This is a genomic window from Bradyrhizobium sediminis (genome assembly GCF_018736085.1).
In the GTDB taxonomy this organism is placed as follows: Bacteria; Pseudomonadota; Alphaproteobacteria; order Rhizobiales; family Xanthobacteraceae; genus Bradyrhizobium; species Bradyrhizobium sediminis.
Map to the genome: position 1 here is coordinate 1891126 of NZ_CP076134.1, position 16262 is coordinate 1907387.

Genomic DNA, 16262 nt, shown 5'->3' on the forward strand with positions numbered 1-16262 from the left:
AAGCGACGAGTTCCAGTCCGTCCCGGCTTCGCGGGGATTGAGCTCATCGTTGCGCACGACCAGTTCCATCTTCGTCGCATTGCAACGCGTCGGACAGAACGACGGGCGCTGGAGCCGGAATGCACCCTTCCGGTCTTGATTTTTATGAACGCTTCCTGCTTCAATTGGGTAGATGCTACAATTACTAAATTAAGCGGCCCTTGGGGGAATATGATGAGTGTGCCAGTCCGAGCGAAGCGCAGTTCAGCGCCTTCCGATTCGCCGCACGGCTTGGCGCTGTTGCGCGATCCGCTGCTCAACAAGGGCACGGCCTTCACGGAAGCGGAGCGCGATGCGCTGGGATTGCGCGGTTTCCTGCCCGCCCACGTGCTCTCGATGAAAGATCAGGTCGAGCGTGTGCTGACCAATCTGCGCAGCCTGCCCACCGATCTGGAAAAGTACATCGCACTCAACTCGCTGCACGACCGCAACGAGGCGTTGTTCTTCCGCGTCGTGTGCGACAACATCGATGAAATCCAGCCGCTGATCTATACCCCGACAGTGGGGCTGGCCTGCCAGCGGTTCGGTCTCATCTTCCAGCGGCCGCGCGGCATGTTTATTAGCGCCAACGACCGCGGGCGTATCGCGGAACTGCTGGCCAACTGGCCTTATCCCGCGAAGCTTATCGTCGTCACGGACGGAGAGCGTATCCTCGGCCTCGGCGATCTCGGCGCCCATGGCATGGGCATTCCAGTCGGCAAGCTCTCGCTTTATTCAGCCTGCGCCGGCATCCGTCCGGAATACTGCCTGCCGGTCATGCTGGACGTCGGCACCAACAACGAAGAGTTCCTGAACGATCCCTATTATATCGGCCTGCGCCAGAAGCGCCTGAGCGGCGCGGCGTACGACGAACTGGTTGACGAGTTCATCACCGCCGCCCGCGAGACCTTCCCCGGCGTGCTGATCCAGTTCGAGGATTTCGCCAATCACTCGGCGTTCCGGCTGCTGCACAAATATCGTGATAAGATAAATGTTTTTAACGACGACATCCAGGGAACGGCCGCGGTGGCGCTTGCTGGCCTGTTCTCCGCGTTGCGTGTGAACGGTGGAAAACTTGCCGACCAGAAGGTGCTTTTCCTCGGTGCTGGCGAGGCTGCGACCGGCATCGCCGACCTCGTGGTCTCGGCCATGATGGCGGAGGGCGTATCGGAAGTCGAGGCGCTCAGGCGCACATGGCTCGTGGACTCGCGTGGCCTTGTTGTGAAGAACAGGGCCGGCGTCACCGACCACAAACTTCGCTACGCGCACGATCATGCGCCAATCGGCGACTTTCTGACCGCAATCGAAACGCTCAAGCCCACAGCTATCATCGGCGTTGCGGCGGTCGGCGGCGCCTTCACGCCCGAGGTGCTGCAGGCAATGGCGCGGATCAACGATCGGCCGATCGTGTTTGCGCTCTCCAATCCGACCTCGAAAGCGGAATGCTCCGCCGAGGAAGCTTATCGCCATACCGGCGGCCGCGCGCTGTTCGCGTGCGGCAGTCCCTACGATCCGGTGAAGCTCGACGGCAAGACGTTCGTACCGCGCCAGGGCAACAATTCCTACATCTTCCCCGGCGTCGGTCTTGGCGCGATCGCGAGCGGATCAAGACTGGTGACCGACGAGATGTTCATGGCCGCCGCGCACACGCTGGCGTATCTCGTCAACGACGCCGACATCCGGCAGGGCAGTCTCTACCCGGCGCTGCCGCGGATCCGGGAAGTCTCGGCACATATTGCTGTGGCGGTTGCCGAGGTCGCTTACCGGCGCGGTCTTGCCACTACGCCGGTGCCGAACGATCTGATGGCGTTCGTTCAGTCGCAAATGTACGACCCCCACTATTGAAGTGAGCTGATCCGGTATTCTCAGGACCACGGGCGAAGCTGCAGCTTCGCGCTTGGCAGTTGCCTCACTCTGCCGCCACGCCCTTCAGCATGCTCTCTGCCCGCGTTGTGACCACGACCTTGATGGCGTCCTCGACCCGATCGCGCGCGTATCGGAGCGCGGTAGGGAGATCGGCGAGCGCAAATGTATGGGTATGAATTTTCGTCGCGTCGAAGCGTTTCTCCGCCATCAGGGCCATCGCCCGGCGCGTGGCGCTACGGCCCTCGCCGCGAATGCCGTAGACGTAGATATTATTCTTCACCAGATGCGGCAGGTCGGTCGTCACCGGATGGTGCGGAAATGCCGCCAGGCAGATCTTTCCGCCGCGGTTGGCCATGTGGATGGCTTGGTTGACCGTGGCCTCGGTGCCGGCGCATTCGATCACATAGTCCGCGCCGATGCCGCCGGTGAGCTGCCTGACGACATCGACGGCATTCTCATCGGAGATGTTGACGACGCGATCCGCTCCCAATTCCCTGCCAATCTCCAGGCGCTTGTTGCGGGTTCTCGTCAGGATGACCGGGCTTGCCCCCAGCGCCTTTGCGACGGCCACAGCGAGCAACCCGATGGGGCCGGGGCCGATCACCACGACGCTTTCACCGGCGACCAGCCCGCCAAGTTCGGTGAGACCGTACATCGAAGTGCCGGCGGTGACGACGAGCGTGGCTTCGGCGTCGCTCATGGTGTCGGGCACCCGCGCCAGCGTATTGATGTGATTGACCGCGTATTCGGCAAAACCGCCATCGGTCGTGAAGCCGTTGGCGCGTTGACCCTTGTCGGGCTTTCCATAGTTGAGGCACGAAGTGTACATGCCTTGGCGGCAGCGCTTGCATTGGCCGCAGCCGGCATGGATTTCCACGCTAACTCGTTCGCCGATGGCGAACTCGTCAACATCAGGCCCGAGGGCGGCGACCGTGCCCATATATTCATGGCCGGGGGTGAAGTTCTTGTTGAAGGGCAGGCCGCCCAGAATGCTCGCGGGCGACCCGCCATGGATGATTTCAAGGTCGGTTGCGCAGATCGCGACGGCGTCGATCCGGACCAGAACCTCCGCGCGTCCAGGGACCGGCGTGGGCTTGTCGCGCAGGAAAAGCTCGTCCGGGTCGCCCAGAACCCAGGCTTTCATCTGAGCAGGGATGGAGAATTCGGGCGACATCGTAACGCCGGCAGGGTCGTACATTGGAGCAGTCCTCATTCTTGCCGAAACCCTACGGGAAAGGGGCGGAGAAGATTAGACGACAAACCTGTCTCATTTGCAGGAAAACGTAAGGCGGGAAAACGGAAAGACTATCGATCCCGGCTCTGCTAGCATTATAGAAGGGATCGGCTCTCATCGAAATTCGCAACCAGGAATTTCTGTGTCGGGAGCGCGCGTTACTGGATTCCGAGCGCAAGATCTTCTGGCTGGCGAGGCGGAAGAATGGGAACGGTGCGCGCTTGATGAAATTGCGTTCCATTTCCGGGAATGCGACCTCGATGTCGCCCATTCACAGCCGGTTGCCCATTAGCGCGCGGACGCTGCTGGAGCTGAGCCCGGTGGCGGCGTGAAGCGTCGGCTGTCTTGTGCGCAACGGGCACGGCTCGCCAACGAATTTTTATGCGGGGCGCGCCCTTCGAGGCGCGCCGAGCTGTCCTATGGGGGCGACGTCGATCCCTTAGTGTCGCCGTTCCGGCTTCGTCACGGTCTGCCTGACTTCGGCGCCGCAGTCGGAGCACTCATAGATGAAGTCGATCCTTGCCATGCTCCAGTGGGGCTCAACGTCTCTGACGTACATCGGCAGTTGTCCAACACAGCCGGGGCAGATGATTGGCGCGATCTCACCTTCGTGATGCTGGATGTAGGCTGGCATGTCGGCTCTCCTTCACAGCGGAAGCACGGTAATTTCAACCCCGAGCTAACTTACCGCGAAGGCCGGATGCTCATCATCAACTCTTGCGAACGTACAAGGAACGGCAGCACAATCCTGGCGCGTGTGGCTTTGTGGTAACATCCCAGAGCCCGCAACGGATATCCTGCGGATTAGTCTCTGCGATCCCGAATCGGGCCCTGTGTGATCACACCGGCTCGTGCTTCCTCAGATCGCGGGCGTGATCGAGGCGGCTTGTCTGCAGATCGGTTTCAGCCGCCGGGATTTCGGGAACGGCTGCCTCGGCCAGAATTTCCGCCGTGATGTCGTCGACCGACGAATCGGCGATTTCGTGAATGAAGCTGATGTTCTTGTATTCGCCCGACGCCACCCGCGAGATGACTTCGCGCCGCGTAATCTCGGGGTCGACGATGGCCTCGCGCCCGCGCCGCCCATAGTCGATCATCACGACGAAATACTGCATGGCCCTCTCATGGGGCGCCCGTCGGAATGTCCACGGGCGAGATTTCAGTATTTCTGAAAATCAGAAACTAGTCAAGTTGATAATTCTGAAAAACAGAAGAGCGAGCCCTTAGCCCCAATATGACTCCGCCGCGGGCGAGAATCGTACGGCGCCGTCTTCGGGTTTTGGAGAGTCCCTCCTATCTCTCGTGCGCGCGCCCGGCATGGGATTTTGCCGCCTTGCGCGCCCGGGCGGCGGCCTTGGCCCGCAGGCGCTCGATCTGGCCCCTCGGCAGGGTGACGCAGATTTCCCCAATCCATTCCAGCTTCACCCCCCTGATCGGCTTGGCGTTGAAGCTGGTGAGGTTGACCATGGCGCCGGATTTTCCCCGCTCGATGGTCTTGAGGTAGCGCTCCCCGGTCTTCAGGCGGACCGCGGCCTCTTCGCCATAGAAGCTCTCCAGCGGGTGACGTTGTTCCTTGTAGACTACGATAATGTCGCCATTCTCGTACTTCGGCAGCATGGAATCGCCAGCCACCTCGAAGGCGATGGTCTCCTCCGATATCGGGAAGGGCAATTCGACCTCGCCGAGGCCTTCCGGCGGCACCTGCTCGTATTCCGGCTCGATCGTAGCGCCTGCGCCGACGCGACCCATGATGGGCACCGAATTCAGCTCGAGATAATCGATGATATCGGCAATCTCCGACGCCTTGATCAGGCGCAGACCGGACAGGATTTCCGAGACGGCCCCAGGGCGAACGCCCATCGCCGTCGCCAGACCTCCCTTGGTCTTGCCCGGTTTCTCCAGTCCCCGCTCGATCAGCTTGATATCCAGCATGGCGGTATCTCTTCCGAATTTCAGAAATAATAGCAATTCCGATTATCGGAAATCAAGCTTGACTTCTAATTCGGAATATCCGAAACTGATGATCGGTTGTCCGTGGCGACGGTTCGTCCGGGGTGGCCCTCATCATGACTGGAAGCGCAGGGGAGAATAGCTATTGCAGACAGACTGGGCACCCGCGCATTCCGATGCGCTACGCGAATATCTTGCGAAGGGCATGTCCTTTGCCGAAATCGCTCATGCGATCAATGCGAAGTTCGACACCGCCTATTCCCGCAATGCCACGATCGGCCGCGCCAAACGAATGGGGCTCGCTGGTTCTGACCGGCGTGCCGAGCCGAACGGTTGGCCGCAGCAGCTCAGCGCGCCGCGGCTTTGTAAACTTCGTGAGCGCCAGGCCGCCGAATCGAAACGGCTCCTGCCGGTTTCCGAGCGCGCGGAAAGGATCAATCTCCGCTGCGTCCAGATCCTGCCACGGCATTTGTCGCTGATAGACCTTGAAGCCGGCGACTGCCGGTATCCTTATGGCGGCGACGACGAGGGCGAACCCATCACCTTCTGCGGCCATCCGCAGCGCGAGGGATCGAGCTATTGTGCCGGACATTTTCACCTGACCCACGGCCCCGGCACGGCCTCGGAGCGAGCCGCCGTCCCGGTCTCCCTGCGGCTCGTGGAGGCAGCATGAAAGGCGGACCGGCCATGGTCATGAGGATGACGCGGCTGCCGCGTCGCCATCGCATCGCGCATCTTCGCGCACTGATCCGGCAGCAACCGGTGCGCTCGATCCGGCGCAGGGAGTTGGTGACGTTGTTGCGCGCTGAAGTAACAGCGCAGCTCTGCATAGCGGTTCGGGCAGAGTGAACCGACCCCTACGGGGGAACACGGCTGACGGGATCTTGCTGCGCTTTGGCCGGAAGTGACTGCGGAAGACCCTCTGTCACCGTGAACCGAAACTCCTGGCGTTGCCGGCCAGGCGATTGACGCGCCGGCGAGTCGGATTTCATCATCTTACGGAGAAGCAAGAAGTGGCACGAGCAAGACGCAAGAAACCGCATAATCCGGCAAAGGCGCATGACCGTCGATCCCGCGACTTGCCGCGCAATGCGGAAGTGGCGGCGATTGAAGTGGACGATCCCCTTGGCCTGGAGCCGGGGGATAAGATTGTCACCCTGCGTTCGATCCGCAACGATCCCTTGGGGCGGTTGCACTCGCACCGCCACATTGATGAAGCGCAGTACCAGGGTGGGCGCGCTTTTCAGGCGGATTGGGAAAAAGCCGAACGCGGACCGCGGGCCGTCGACCCGCGCAGGGAATATGTCGATGGCGGCGAGATGCGGGAGCCGATTACCGAAGGCCAGCGCAAGGCCGCGCTGCGGCTGAACCGCGCCGAGCGCGAACTCGGCGCCGACGGCTCGGCACTGGTGCATGATGTCCTCGTTCAGGGAATGACCATGGAGCAGATCGGACAGCGGCGAGGCTTGCGCGGCCAGCGCTGGATCGACTATTTCGCGCGCAGGTTCAAGGAATGTCTCGATCGGCTGGCGTTGATGTACGGATTCTCGACGGAGAAACGATAGCGGGGCATCCATGCGTCAGCGTTGATTGCGCATCCATGCGCGCTCGGGCATATTTTGGGCGTCGGAATGCGCGGTATCTATCATCGTTCGCATTTGCGAGAAACGGTCTCACACGCCGGCGCAAGGTTCTCATGCGCCGGCCTGCCAAGAATCATCAGGACAGTCCGATCATGACCACCAGACCGCAATTGCCGGAGCGCGTGCCACGAGCAGAGGGCGAACCGACCGCTCTCGATGGTCTGCTGGTCGTCGATTTCACCCGTGTCGTCGCCGGTCCCGCCTGCACGCAGACGCTTGCCGATTTCGGCGCCGAGGTCATCAAGATCGAGAACCCTGATGGCGGCGACGATACGCGGAGCTATGAACACGCCGATCTCGCCGGCGAAAGCGCCGCCTATGTCAGCTTGAATCGCAACAAGCGCGGCATCGTTCTGGATTTCACCAATCCGGCGGCTTGCGACGTCGCTCGCGAATTGATCGCGCGGGCCGATGTGGTGGTGGAAAACTTCTCCGCCGGCGTGATGAGGAAGTATGGCCTCGACTACCCGTCGGTCGCGCCATCCAATCCCCGGCTGGTCTATTGCTCGATCTCGGCTTACGGCCGCCAAGGGCCGTTTGCATCGCGTCCTGGCTTCGATCCGATCACGCAGGCCGAAAGCGGATTCATGTCGCTCAACGGTTTTCCGGACGGGCCGCCGGTGCGGACCGGGCCGCCTGCGATCGACATGGTGACGGGCATGTCGGCCTGCAACGCCATCTTGCTGGCGTTGTTCGCCCGCGACCGGCTCGGCCGCGGCCAGCATGTCGAGGTGGCGCTGTTCGATGTGGCGTTGGGGATGACGGGATTTTACGGCATGGCCCATTTGATGACCGGTGAGAATTTCAGCCGCCAGGGCAACTCGCCAAATGGCTCTCCATCGGTCGGCCTCTACGAAGCCGCCGACGCGCCGTTTTATATTGCCTGCGCCAATGACCGGCTGTACCGGCGCCTCGTCATCGAGGTGCTCGGCCGGCCCGATCTCGCCAGCGGAGAATTCGCCGACCGGCGTTTACGAACCGCCAACAAGGACAGACTGCGCGCGATCCTTACCGGTATTTTTGTGCAAGACCTTCGCGAAAACTGGGTGACGAGGATGAAGGCGGCCAACATTCCGGTCGGCTATCTTCGTACCGTCGAGGAAGCCTTCAACTCGCCGGAAGTGCGCGAGCGCCATCGCGTCAGCCAGATCCCGCACCCGACCGCCGGCACGGTCCCCAATGTCGAGCAGCCGATCCGTCTCAGTCTGACGCCGGTCGCCGACCCCCTAGCCGCGCCCTTGCTCGGCGAGCACACAATGGAAGTCCTGCGCAAGACGCTCGGTTACGACGATGCGCGGATCGCGGCACTTGCCGAGGCGGGAGCTTTCGGGATGGTGGCAACGGTCGAGGTCAGCTGACGTCGCGCCGGACCGGATGTGAGGCATCGGATATTGGACCGAGGCATTGAGAATGCCGATGCCAGACGGAGCATGAGGCCGGACGCAAGGTCATCAACGTCATGCCTCGACTCGCGCCGGAAAGCAGCTTTCAGGACCTGCGGGGATGGCAGGAAAACCTTGAGCTGCATCAAGCATTGCGCGAGAGAAGATACTTATTCTGCCCTTTCAACTCATTCACGATGAGGAGTTTGAGATGTCGAAGCGAAAAGCGTCAACTTCCTGGATTGGCCGCGGCGCCGTCGCGGGGACAATCGCCGCGCTGGCATTCACGATGGCAGAGCCGCCGCCGGCTGCCGCCGGCTCGGTAGAGGCCGCATCAACCGGCGTTGCGTCGACCGCGCCGTCCAGCGATGCCACGGACTTCAGCGCCCGCCGTCGCCGCTACTACCGCAGCGGCAACGCCGCCGGACTCGCTATGATGGGCATGATGATTGGAACCATTGGCGCGATTGCCGCGCAACAACGGCGCGATGACTACTATTATTATGGACCCGGCTATTACGGCTACGGACCCGGTTATTACGGGCCCCGCTATTACGGCTATGGACCGTATTATTACGGCCCTCGTTACTATCGCTATTACCCGTACTAGCCTGCGGGTCAGGCGGGGGACACGGGCGAATACGTTGCCGTGACCTGCGCCGCACGCCAGAAGCGAAGCGGAAAGAGGTCGCCACCAAGGCGGCCTTCTGGTGTGCGATCTTGGATATTGCCAAGCCGCCAATGTGTCGCGCCGGACTCGAATCTGGCACGGTTTGACGGTTGGTGGCGGTTTTCGGCTCTCAGTTTGGCTTGCCGCGCGGGTTGTTCCTTGGCATACTTTCAACTTCGTCGGGTCCCGCCCGGTCAATTTCGAGGCGCGCCATCCGAAGTATCAATGTAGCTGTCGTCAGGCCGAGGCGCTCGGCCTCCTGCGCTGCTGTATCGACCTTTCGGGCCAAGCCTTCGCGTTTATCTGGATATGTCATTCCTGTTCCTCATCTAAGGTGCGAGATGAAAGATCCCACATTTGTTGCAGAGCTGCAGAAGAGGCTCGGAGCTCCATCGAGCGAAACCGTCGAAAGCCTGCGGCTATTGAAGGCCTTCCTCAAACTTGCGCCCGGCCAGCGTTTTGAAATCATCGAGCTGGTCGAACGCTTGGCGGCCGACCCAGCCGACAGCGATCCCACATTGTCCTGATTAGTCTCGTTTTCCCGATAGCCGCCTCAGCCGCCGGTCGGATTGACGGCGGGTGGGCGCGTTGCGATCGCGTAGATCGCCTCATCCAGCGCTTCGGATTGGTGCAGCGTGCCGGCGGGCAGCAGGATGGTGTCGCCAGGACGGCAGATGCGCTCGCCGCCCTCCCACTCAAATTTCAGCGCGCCTTTGATGATGACGAGGATCTCATCCACAGGGTGGGTGTGGAAATGATGCACCTTGCCCGCGGCATCGCGCTGCAATTCGACGCAGCCCTGCGCCGGAAGCAACGCCAGGATGGCGGGGTCGATCGAGAATTCCGTCTTCGTGCCAGCGATGATCCGGGTCATGCTGCTTGCTCCCTGTCTTTGGCTGGAGAGGTCTTGTTCTGCGCGAGTTTGGCAAACGGACATCCCACCTCGGTTTGATTGTCGTCTGCCAGGAAGTATTGCTTGTATTCGCGTCCGTTGGCGTCGCCGTAGCGTCCAAGCAGCGGCGAGGGGCTGGTGCTGTCGTAGGGGATGAGCCGCTTGCGTACTTCGGCGAATGCGGCGGCGGCGGCCTTCTCCGTTCCGAGGATCTTTTCAAACACCCAGCGCGGTTGGAACGTCATCATGAACGCGCTGGAGCGGCGGCTTTGCCGCATCACATGCGCAGGCGTGCTGCAGACCACGAAGATCGGCTCACCCGCGAACGAGAACTCCCACATCGGATGATCGATCTGTTCGGGGATCATGTCCGGCCACGGACTCTTGTCCTGCTGCGCCAGCTGATCGAGCGTGTGCCACATCTTCCGGTAATAGGCCTCTAGCGTCTGCACCGGGCGCGGCCGGGTGAATACGATCAGCGACGTGTTCGGCCCGTGCGAACGGGATTCGGCGACGAACCGCGCGAGCTGCGCCCCGAGGACCTCGACGTCGAACGGATCGAGGAACAGGTAGCGCAACTGGTCCTGCCGGTGGCCGGCGACTCCGAACACACAGGGGAAGGGTCTCGCCTCACTGCTCATCTGCGCTTCGAATTCGGAGAACATCACGCTTTGCCATGTGCTCACCGCGTAGCTCGAGGCGACTTCGCCCTTTCTCAAATACAATCGCGACATTCCGTCCCCTCCCGTTTATGCGGCTAACGAACTATCAATTTGCTCCTCATCAGCAGCGGGCCGGCAATGCCCGGCAGCGACATGAGCAGCAGAATTCCAATGAGCGCGCCGTAGCCGGCATCGCCGACCGAGCCCGTGCCGTGCCCGAGGTCGGTCCCGGCAAGCTGGCTAACGCCAACCATGGCGAACCCGATAACGGGCTGCGAAGCGCCTGCGAAAATTCCCGCAGCCGTGGTGTTGACCGATGCGCCGACACCGATCAGCTCGGCCGTGTAGAGTTTCTTCGTGCATTTCAGCACCAGCGGCACGGTCCCGCCGGCCACCAGTCCGAGGGCTGAGAAAACGACGGTGACATAGAGAAAGCCCAGCGCATGGGCGACCGGGGGCAGCAGCATCGCGATCAGGGCCATCCGTAGCAGGCATATGCGGACCAGGGCCATGTCAAGCGCTGCCGCCGCTCGGTCCGCCATGTGGCCAAGAAAGATCGAACCGATCGCGTTGCCGATCATGAAGGCTAGCAGGGGCGTGCTCGCGGCGGACGGTGAGATATTGAAGAAATGCGCCACCATCGGAATTCCCCAGACGCCCGATAGCGTCGTCACCACGGCAAAGTGGGACGCAAAGGTCATGGCGCATCCCCAGTTCGCCAATTGCGAAAGGGACTGCCGGCTGGCGGCGAGAACGCTCTTCAAGGTCTTGGTGCTGTGCGACGCCGGATCCGGCTTGAGCGCCACGGAGGCAAAAGCGAGGTTCGCCACGCCGACGCAGGCGATAAAAACAAAGCACGCTCGCCAGCCAAAGCCGGTCACTGCAGCGGCGAGCGGTGTGGTCGCCAATACACCGCCGACATAGCCTGACACCTGCGAGATGCCCGACATCACGCCGAACCGTTCGTCCTTGAAACTGAGCGCGACTAGCTTCAACAGTGCGGTGAAGACCAGCGCATCGCCGCAGGCAATGACCAGTCTTGCCAGGAAGACGTCGAGCAGGTTTGGCGCCAACGCAAACGCCGCGCTGCCGAGTGAAGACGCCGTCATGCTGAACAGCACCACGCGCTTGACGCCGAAGCGGTCGACCAGAACCCCCGCCGGAATCTGCATCAGGGTGTAGCCCCAGAAGTAACTCGAGGCGAGCATCGCAACACCGGCGGCATCGGTGCTGAAATCGGCCATGAAATTCAAACTGATCGATTGCGGCGACACCCGCTGCAGGAAGGCGATCGCGTAGGCGGTGGCCACCGCTGCCCAGGCCAGATAGGTGCGATCCGTCGGGCGGACGGCGGGGCTAAACGCGGTGTGTTGTTCAGTGAGCGCCATCAGCCCCTCACGAGACCGACCGAGAAAAGTGCGTCTGCCGAGTCCGGGATGGTGCGCTGCATCGCAGCGTCGACCAGCGACGCCGCGCCGCGATAGACCTGCCGGTGATGCCTGATATGGCCGTAGGCGCCGCGCATGATCATGCCGGGTACTTCGAGGCGCTTGCCGGGATAGAGCAATTCGCACATTTCGACGCAGGCCGCCTGGAGTACTGCGTCCTGGGTGTCAGCGAGCAGCGAGGGCGTAACCTTCTCGCAGATCTTGGCATTTGCGGCCCACACGATGGGATTGCGGGTGCGCCATCCATAGAGGATGCCGGCATCGCCGCTGTCGGCGGCGCCCGATGACTTCAGGACCTCCGTCGTGAAAAATCCGTAGAGGCCGCGGCCTTGATGGGCCGGAAGTACCTCGGTGCCACTGCGGTAGATAGCCAGCCGGCCCGCGATCCGCAGCTTGCGGTAGACCGAAAAGGCTATCAGTCCGGTAGCGTCATAGACCAGGACGAGGCTGAATTTCCTGTCGAACGGGGAGGATTCTGCCGTCCAATGCGGCTCCGTCGCTTGCCAGTTGACGGCGATGATATTGTTCATCGCATCCATCAGTGCCCGCTGTTCGTTCGGGCTGACCCGCGAGGCATCAGGAAAACTATAGACCGCGTAATCGGGCCAGGGCGATTTGATCGTTCCGTATTGGCGGCGCAGCTCTCGTGACATGTCCGGCACCCCGCTATCCTAGCGAGCTATACAGGCGAGCCCTGAATGGCTTAAAGGACAATATGCCCTCGAAATCTGCCAAATTCCGGCGGCCGGAGCCGCGCGAAAAGGCCCCGGCAAGGCGCGTGGCGATCGTCGCCTTTCCCGGCGTGACCCTGCTCGACATCTCGGGTCCGGCGCAGGTATTCGCGGAATTGCAGGCGATCGACCTGCCCGGCGCGGGCTACTCGCTGTCGTACCTCTCGACCTCGGGCGGATTGGTGCCGACCGACGTCGGGATGATGGTCGACACCGCCCCGCTCGCCAGCATTCGACCGAACCAGGTCGATACCCTCGTGATCCCCGGCGGCCCGGGCATCTGGGCGCTGCGGCAGGACGCGGTTCTGATGAAGTGGATTATGGAGGTGCTGCCCAAAGCCCGGCGGGTGGCATCCGTTTGTCTCGGAGCGTTCGTGCTGGCCTGGATCGGCGCGCTGGATGGCAAGCGCGCCGCGACGCATTGGCGCTACTGTCCGAGGCTGGCGGACGGTTTTCCAAAAATCCGCGTCGAGCCGAATGCGATCTTCGTCAAGGACGGGCGGGTCTGGACATCGGCCGGCGTCAGCGCCGGCATCGACCTTGCGCTCGCCATGATCGAGGAGGATTTCGGCCATACCACCGCGCTCGACGTCGCGCGCAGGCTGGTGGTGTTTCTCAAGCGCCCTGGCGGCCAAAGCCAGTTTTCGACGGTGCTCGCGGCCCAGGCCTCCGACGTCGAGGGGCGGTTCAGCGCACTGCACGCATGGATCATTGAAAATATTGCCGGCGACCTCAAGGTGGAAACGCTCGCCAAGAAGGCTGGCATGACCCCCCGAACCTTCGCGCGCGCCTATGTCAGCAGGACCGGAATGACGCCGGCAAGCGGCGTCGAGGCGCTGCGCGTGGAGACCGCGCGGCTGTTGCTGGAGAGCAGCGAAATCCGCGGCGTGATCGAGGTGGCGCGGCGGGCCGGGTTCGGCGACGACGAACGAATGCGGCGGGCATTCATTCGGCACCTCGGCATATCGCCCTCGGAGTACCGAAGCCGCTTTTCGGGATGAGCGGCACCCATGCGGGCACGGGCGAACAGCCGCGCCGGGGCATGGCTAGCCGACAGCCTTGTTGCAGGGCAGGCCTGAAACGGCTGTACCCGGCAGTGTCCGAAACTCTCTGACGCCGGAGTGATCGAGCGCCAGAATTGGCAGATAATTGTGCCGGGCGGTGCTCTCGACCAATGTCATCGATCTGTTGTCAAGGAGGACCCATTGTGCCGAAATGCGCACCGCCACGACCAGATGGGCGCCCTGTTGGGGCGATTTGGGGTGGACGATGATCAGTCGACGGTCATTGGCAGGAATGCCCGCATCCCCCAGTGCTGCGTATTTGGTGACCGCATAGTTCTTGCAATCCCCTGATGATGCCAGCGCGTCGAGAGGCGATCTCCAAACTCCATCCCTGGTTGGGTGGATCGCAAGATTGACGGCGCGATTGATGTGACCGACCCGCGCGCGTCCCTCGTATTGCCGTGCTTCGTCGACGATTTCGATGAACCGGAGGGCGGCAGGCGAGCCACATCCATCGGGTTGAGCGCGGCACCGGGCGACCGTCCGCTCGTCAGCCTCGATGTCCAGTTGCAGTTGCCGCCAAATCGCCGACAAGGAACTTGACGGCGCCTCGACGGTGGGAAGCCCAAACGGCTCGTCAGAATCGGCGCGCGCGGCGCCCCCCGACAGGAGAACCCCGAGCACGGCCGCGCGAAACAAGCGTGCGAAAGGAGCTGCCTTCATAACTAATCATAGCCGTCTGTGGGCTACGTCGGTTTGACAAGGGTCAAGGATCGCCGCCACGATGTTTCTCCGGTTGGTCCCGAAAATGCGCCAAGCTCTGACATTTTCGGCCACAATCGAAAATGACGATGGTGCCATGAAAACGCTGGCCGTCATTTCGATTCTGGCGCTGCTCACGGTCTCGGGGGCGGCCTATACGGATCAGCTTCTGACCGGCGATCAACAGATGACGCAAGGCGCGAACTGAAGCCGGCTGTGGGGGCCGGCTTTTTCTATTTGGCTACTTTGGGGGACGACAACGATGCTTTCTATGGATCAATTCTTGAGATTCATCAGCGTGCCGGCGGTCATGGCCGCATTCCTGATCGCATCGCAGGTCTCCGGGGCGGGAATTTTCCATTCTACGCCGGTGCAAATCGCCAGCCAGTGACAGAGCGCTTATCGCGCCGCCTTCGAAAAGACCAGCGACTGATCCTCGAAGTCCTCGATCGGGAGCTTACTGACGTCGCTCGAGACTTGGAAACCCTGCAACGACATCATGCCTGCGGATCCGGCGGGACGTTCCGCCGAAGGCGTTGCAGCGAGCATGACGACCGCCGCAAAGGCAGAAATCATCAGGCGCTTCATGGGAAACCTCCGTTCGGCTCTCCCCCAAAAGCCTGCGCCTTTTGACTAGCGCGGGCTGCAACGCAGCCATGTGAGTGGCTTCACCCCTCACCTTTATGTGTCCTTATCCGGCGCGGGCTGCTTAATGAGCGGCGGGGCAGGGCTCGCAATTCGGGCCCCAAAACGCGCGTCAGGCGGTAGCTTTCCCCGTCTGTTCGCAGCGGCTATTGTCTTTAAAAAGACGGGGGGAGAAACACCATGAACGACGGTACGCCCATTCGACCGATGGACGTGGAACTTGGCGCGAGCGGCGAAGAGTTCCAGAACCTTCACGAATTCGTACGCAAGGCGCGCACGAACCTCAATCAGAACGCCTGGGACTATATTGTCGGCGCGGCCGAGACCGAGACCACCATGCGCCGCAACCGCATGGCGCTCGACGAGATTGCGTTCCGGCCGCGCGTGCTGCGTAACGTCGCCAAAGTCGACCCGTCCGTCGAGGTGTTCGGCCGTAAATTGCGATTGCCTGTCATGCTGGCGCCGGTCGGCGCGCTGGAGATGTTCGATCCCGACGCAGGCGCGGCCGTGGCGCGCGGGGCTGGCACGTTCGGCACCGCCCACATGCTGAGTTCGGTGACCGAACCGGGGCTAGAGAAGACCGCCGAGGCCGCGCCCGACACCTTGCGCATATTTCAGCTCTACGTTCGCGGCGGCGATGCCTTCGTCGAGGATTGCGTCGGCCGCGCCATCGCCAATGGCTACACCGCGTTCTGCCTGACCGTGGATACCGCGCATTACAGCCGGCGCGAGCGCGATATCGCCAAGCGCTATGTCCGCGCCAGCCGCGTCCGCGCCACCGGGGGCGACTTCCAGAAGGGGCTGGAGTGGCGCACCGTGAAGCTGATCAAGGACAAGTTCAAGATCCCGCTTGTCATCAAGGGGATCGCCACCGCGGAGGACACGGCGATTGCGCTGGATCACGGGGTTGACTGGATCTATGTGTCAAATCACGGCGGCCGTCAGCTCGACCATGGCCGTGGCGCCATGCAGGTGTTGCCCGAAATCGTCGCCGCCGTCGCCGGCCGTGCCAGGATCATGGTCGACGGTTCGTTCTGCCGCGGTACCGACATCGTCAAGGCGATCGCAATGGGAGCCGATCTCGTCGGCGTCGGCCGCCTGCAATGCTGGGCGCTGGCGGCTGCGGGCGAGGCCGGCGTCGTGCGGATGCTGGAATTGCTGGAGGACGAGGTGATGCGGTGCCTGGGACTGCTCGGTGTGACGAGTTTCTCCGAACTCGATAAGTCCTATCTGCACCCGGCGACGCCGACCAATCTGCCCCATGTGTTCAGCGCATTCCCGCTGCTGGACATTGAGCCCTACCGCTATTGACGGCCGGCCCTCTCCGCGCCCGGGCGCGGAGAGGCTTGTCTGAT

At 62.1% G+C, this 16262-nt stretch carries 19 protein-coding genes; 8 read left to right on the top strand and 11 right to left on the bottom strand.

The features are described from left to right. Positions 1–270: 270 nt before the first annotated feature. On the top strand, positions 271–1863 hold the full coding sequence (locus KMZ29_RS09050) for an NAD-dependent malic enzyme (RefSeq protein ID WP_215623375.1): 1593 nt from the start codon (positions 271–273) through the stop codon (positions 1861–1863). Between the two features lie 64 nt (positions 1864–1927). Here KMZ29_RS09050 and KMZ29_RS09055 read toward each other — a convergent pair whose 3' ends face one another. The 4 genes from KMZ29_RS09055 to KMZ29_RS09070 form a co-directional block, all read right to left on the bottom strand. Then, a complete protein-coding gene (locus KMZ29_RS09055) occupies positions 1928–3082 on the bottom strand; it encodes a zinc-dependent alcohol dehydrogenase (RefSeq protein ID WP_215623376.1) in 1155 nt (384 codons plus the stop codon). Between the two features lie 475 nt (positions 3083–3557). Further along, positions 3558–3752: a hypothetical protein gene (locus tag KMZ29_RS09060; protein ID WP_215623377.1), complete on the bottom strand. Its 195-nt coding sequence runs from the start codon at positions 3750–3752 to the stop codon at positions 3558–3560. A gap of 205 nt (positions 3753–3957) precedes the next feature. Beyond that, entirely contained in the window at positions 3958–4233 is a 276-nt protein-coding gene (locus tag KMZ29_RS09065) for a hypothetical protein (RefSeq protein WP_215623378.1), read from the bottom strand. A gap of 178 nt (positions 4234–4411) precedes the next feature. After that, positions 4412–5050, bottom strand: coding sequence for a S24 family peptidase (locus KMZ29_RS09070; RefSeq protein ID WP_215623379.1), 639 nt, complete (start codon positions 5048–5050; stop codon positions 4412–4414). A 223-nt stretch (positions 5051–5273) separates the two neighbouring features. On the opposite strand from KMZ29_RS09070, the gene KMZ29_RS09075 reads away from it, so the two are divergent. The 4 genes from KMZ29_RS09075 to KMZ29_RS09090 all read left to right on the top strand — a co-directional run bounded on the left by KMZ29_RS09075 (position 5274) and on the right by KMZ29_RS09090 (position 8703). Continuing rightward, positions 5274–5741 (top strand): GcrA family cell cycle regulator, encoded by a 468-nt coding sequence (locus KMZ29_RS09075; RefSeq protein ID WP_249779869.1) that lies wholly within the window; start codon positions 5274–5276, stop codon positions 5739–5741. 340 nt (positions 5742–6081) lie between these two features. Continuing rightward, the gene (locus KMZ29_RS09080; RefSeq protein WP_215623381.1) at positions 6082–6633 is read left to right on the top strand and encodes a DUF6456 domain-containing protein; all 552 of its coding nucleotides are present in this window, start codon (positions 6082–6084) and stop codon (positions 6631–6633) included. 170 nt (positions 6634–6803) lie between these two features. Then, on the top strand, positions 6804–8069 hold the full coding sequence (locus tag KMZ29_RS09085; protein ID WP_215623382.1) for a CaiB/BaiF CoA transferase family protein: 1266 nt from the start codon (positions 6804–6806) through the stop codon (positions 8067–8069). Between the two features lie 235 nt (positions 8070–8304). After that, entirely contained in the window at positions 8305–8703 is a 399-nt protein-coding gene (locus KMZ29_RS09090) for a hypothetical protein (protein WP_215623383.1), read from the top strand. A 190-nt stretch (positions 8704–8893) separates the two neighbouring features. Here KMZ29_RS09090 and KMZ29_RS09095 read toward each other — a convergent pair whose 3' ends face one another. After that, positions 8894–9079, bottom strand: a complete 186-nt coding sequence (locus KMZ29_RS09095; RefSeq protein WP_215623384.1) for a hypothetical protein — start codon at positions 9077–9079, stop codon at positions 8894–8896. 25 nt (positions 9080–9104) lie between these two features. Here KMZ29_RS09095 and KMZ29_RS09100 point away from each other — a divergent pair, with 25 nt between their 5' ends. After that, positions 9105–9290, top strand: a complete 186-nt coding sequence (locus KMZ29_RS09100) for a hypothetical protein (RefSeq protein WP_215623385.1) — start codon at positions 9105–9107, stop codon at positions 9288–9290. A gap of 26 nt (positions 9291–9316) precedes the next feature. Here KMZ29_RS09100 and KMZ29_RS09105 read toward each other — a convergent pair whose 3' ends face one another. The 4 genes from KMZ29_RS09105 to KMZ29_RS09120 are packed head-to-tail and all read right to left on the bottom strand — an operon-like array spanning position 9317 to position 12418. Then, the gene (locus KMZ29_RS09105; protein WP_215623386.1) at positions 9317–9637 is read right to left on the bottom strand and encodes a cupin domain-containing protein; all 321 of its coding nucleotides are present in this window, start codon (positions 9635–9637) and stop codon (positions 9317–9319) included. Then, positions 9634–10389 carry a YqcI/YcgG family protein gene (locus tag KMZ29_RS09110; protein ID WP_215623387.1) on the bottom strand — a complete coding sequence of 252 codons (756 nt, stop codon included), beginning with the start codon at positions 10387–10389 and terminating at the stop codon, positions 9634–9636. The genes KMZ29_RS09105 and KMZ29_RS09110 overlap by 4 nt, the downstream gene beginning before the upstream one ends. Before the next feature lie 23 nt (positions 10390–10412). Beyond that, positions 10413–11705, bottom strand: coding sequence for an MFS transporter (locus tag KMZ29_RS09115; RefSeq protein ID WP_215623388.1), 1293 nt, complete (start codon positions 11703–11705; stop codon positions 10413–10415). Beyond that, a complete protein-coding gene (locus KMZ29_RS09120) occupies positions 11705–12418 on the bottom strand; it encodes a hypothetical protein (protein ID WP_215623389.1) in 714 nt (237 codons plus the stop codon). The genes KMZ29_RS09115 and KMZ29_RS09120 overlap by 1 nt, the downstream gene beginning before the upstream one ends. Positions 12419–12480: 62 nt before the next feature. On the opposite strand from KMZ29_RS09120, the gene KMZ29_RS09125 reads away from it, so the two are divergent. After that, positions 12481–13497 carry a GlxA family transcriptional regulator gene (locus tag KMZ29_RS09125; protein ID WP_215623390.1) on the top strand — a complete coding sequence of 339 codons (1017 nt, stop codon included), beginning with the start codon at positions 12481–12483 and terminating at the stop codon, positions 13495–13497. A gap of 45 nt (positions 13498–13542) precedes the next feature. On the opposite strand, the gene KMZ29_RS09130 is transcribed toward KMZ29_RS09125, so the two are convergent. Together KMZ29_RS09130 and KMZ29_RS09140 are read right to left on the bottom strand one after the other, a co-directional pair. Then, on the bottom strand, positions 13543–14223 hold the full coding sequence (locus KMZ29_RS09130; protein ID WP_215612807.1) for a transglutaminase-like cysteine peptidase: 681 nt from the start codon (positions 14221–14223) through the stop codon (positions 13543–13545). Positions 14224–14661: 438 nt separating this feature from the next. Next, the gene (locus KMZ29_RS09140; protein WP_215623392.1) at positions 14662–14850 is read right to left on the bottom strand and encodes a hypothetical protein; all 189 of its coding nucleotides are present in this window, start codon (positions 14848–14850) and stop codon (positions 14662–14664) included. A gap of 237 nt (positions 14851–15087) precedes the next feature. On the opposite strand from KMZ29_RS09140, the gene KMZ29_RS09145 reads away from it, so the two are divergent. Continuing rightward, positions 15088–16218: an alpha-hydroxy acid oxidase gene (locus KMZ29_RS09145; protein WP_215623393.1), complete on the top strand. Its 1131-nt coding sequence runs from the start codon at positions 15088–15090 to the stop codon at positions 16216–16218. Positions 16219–16262 lie beyond the last annotated feature (44 nt).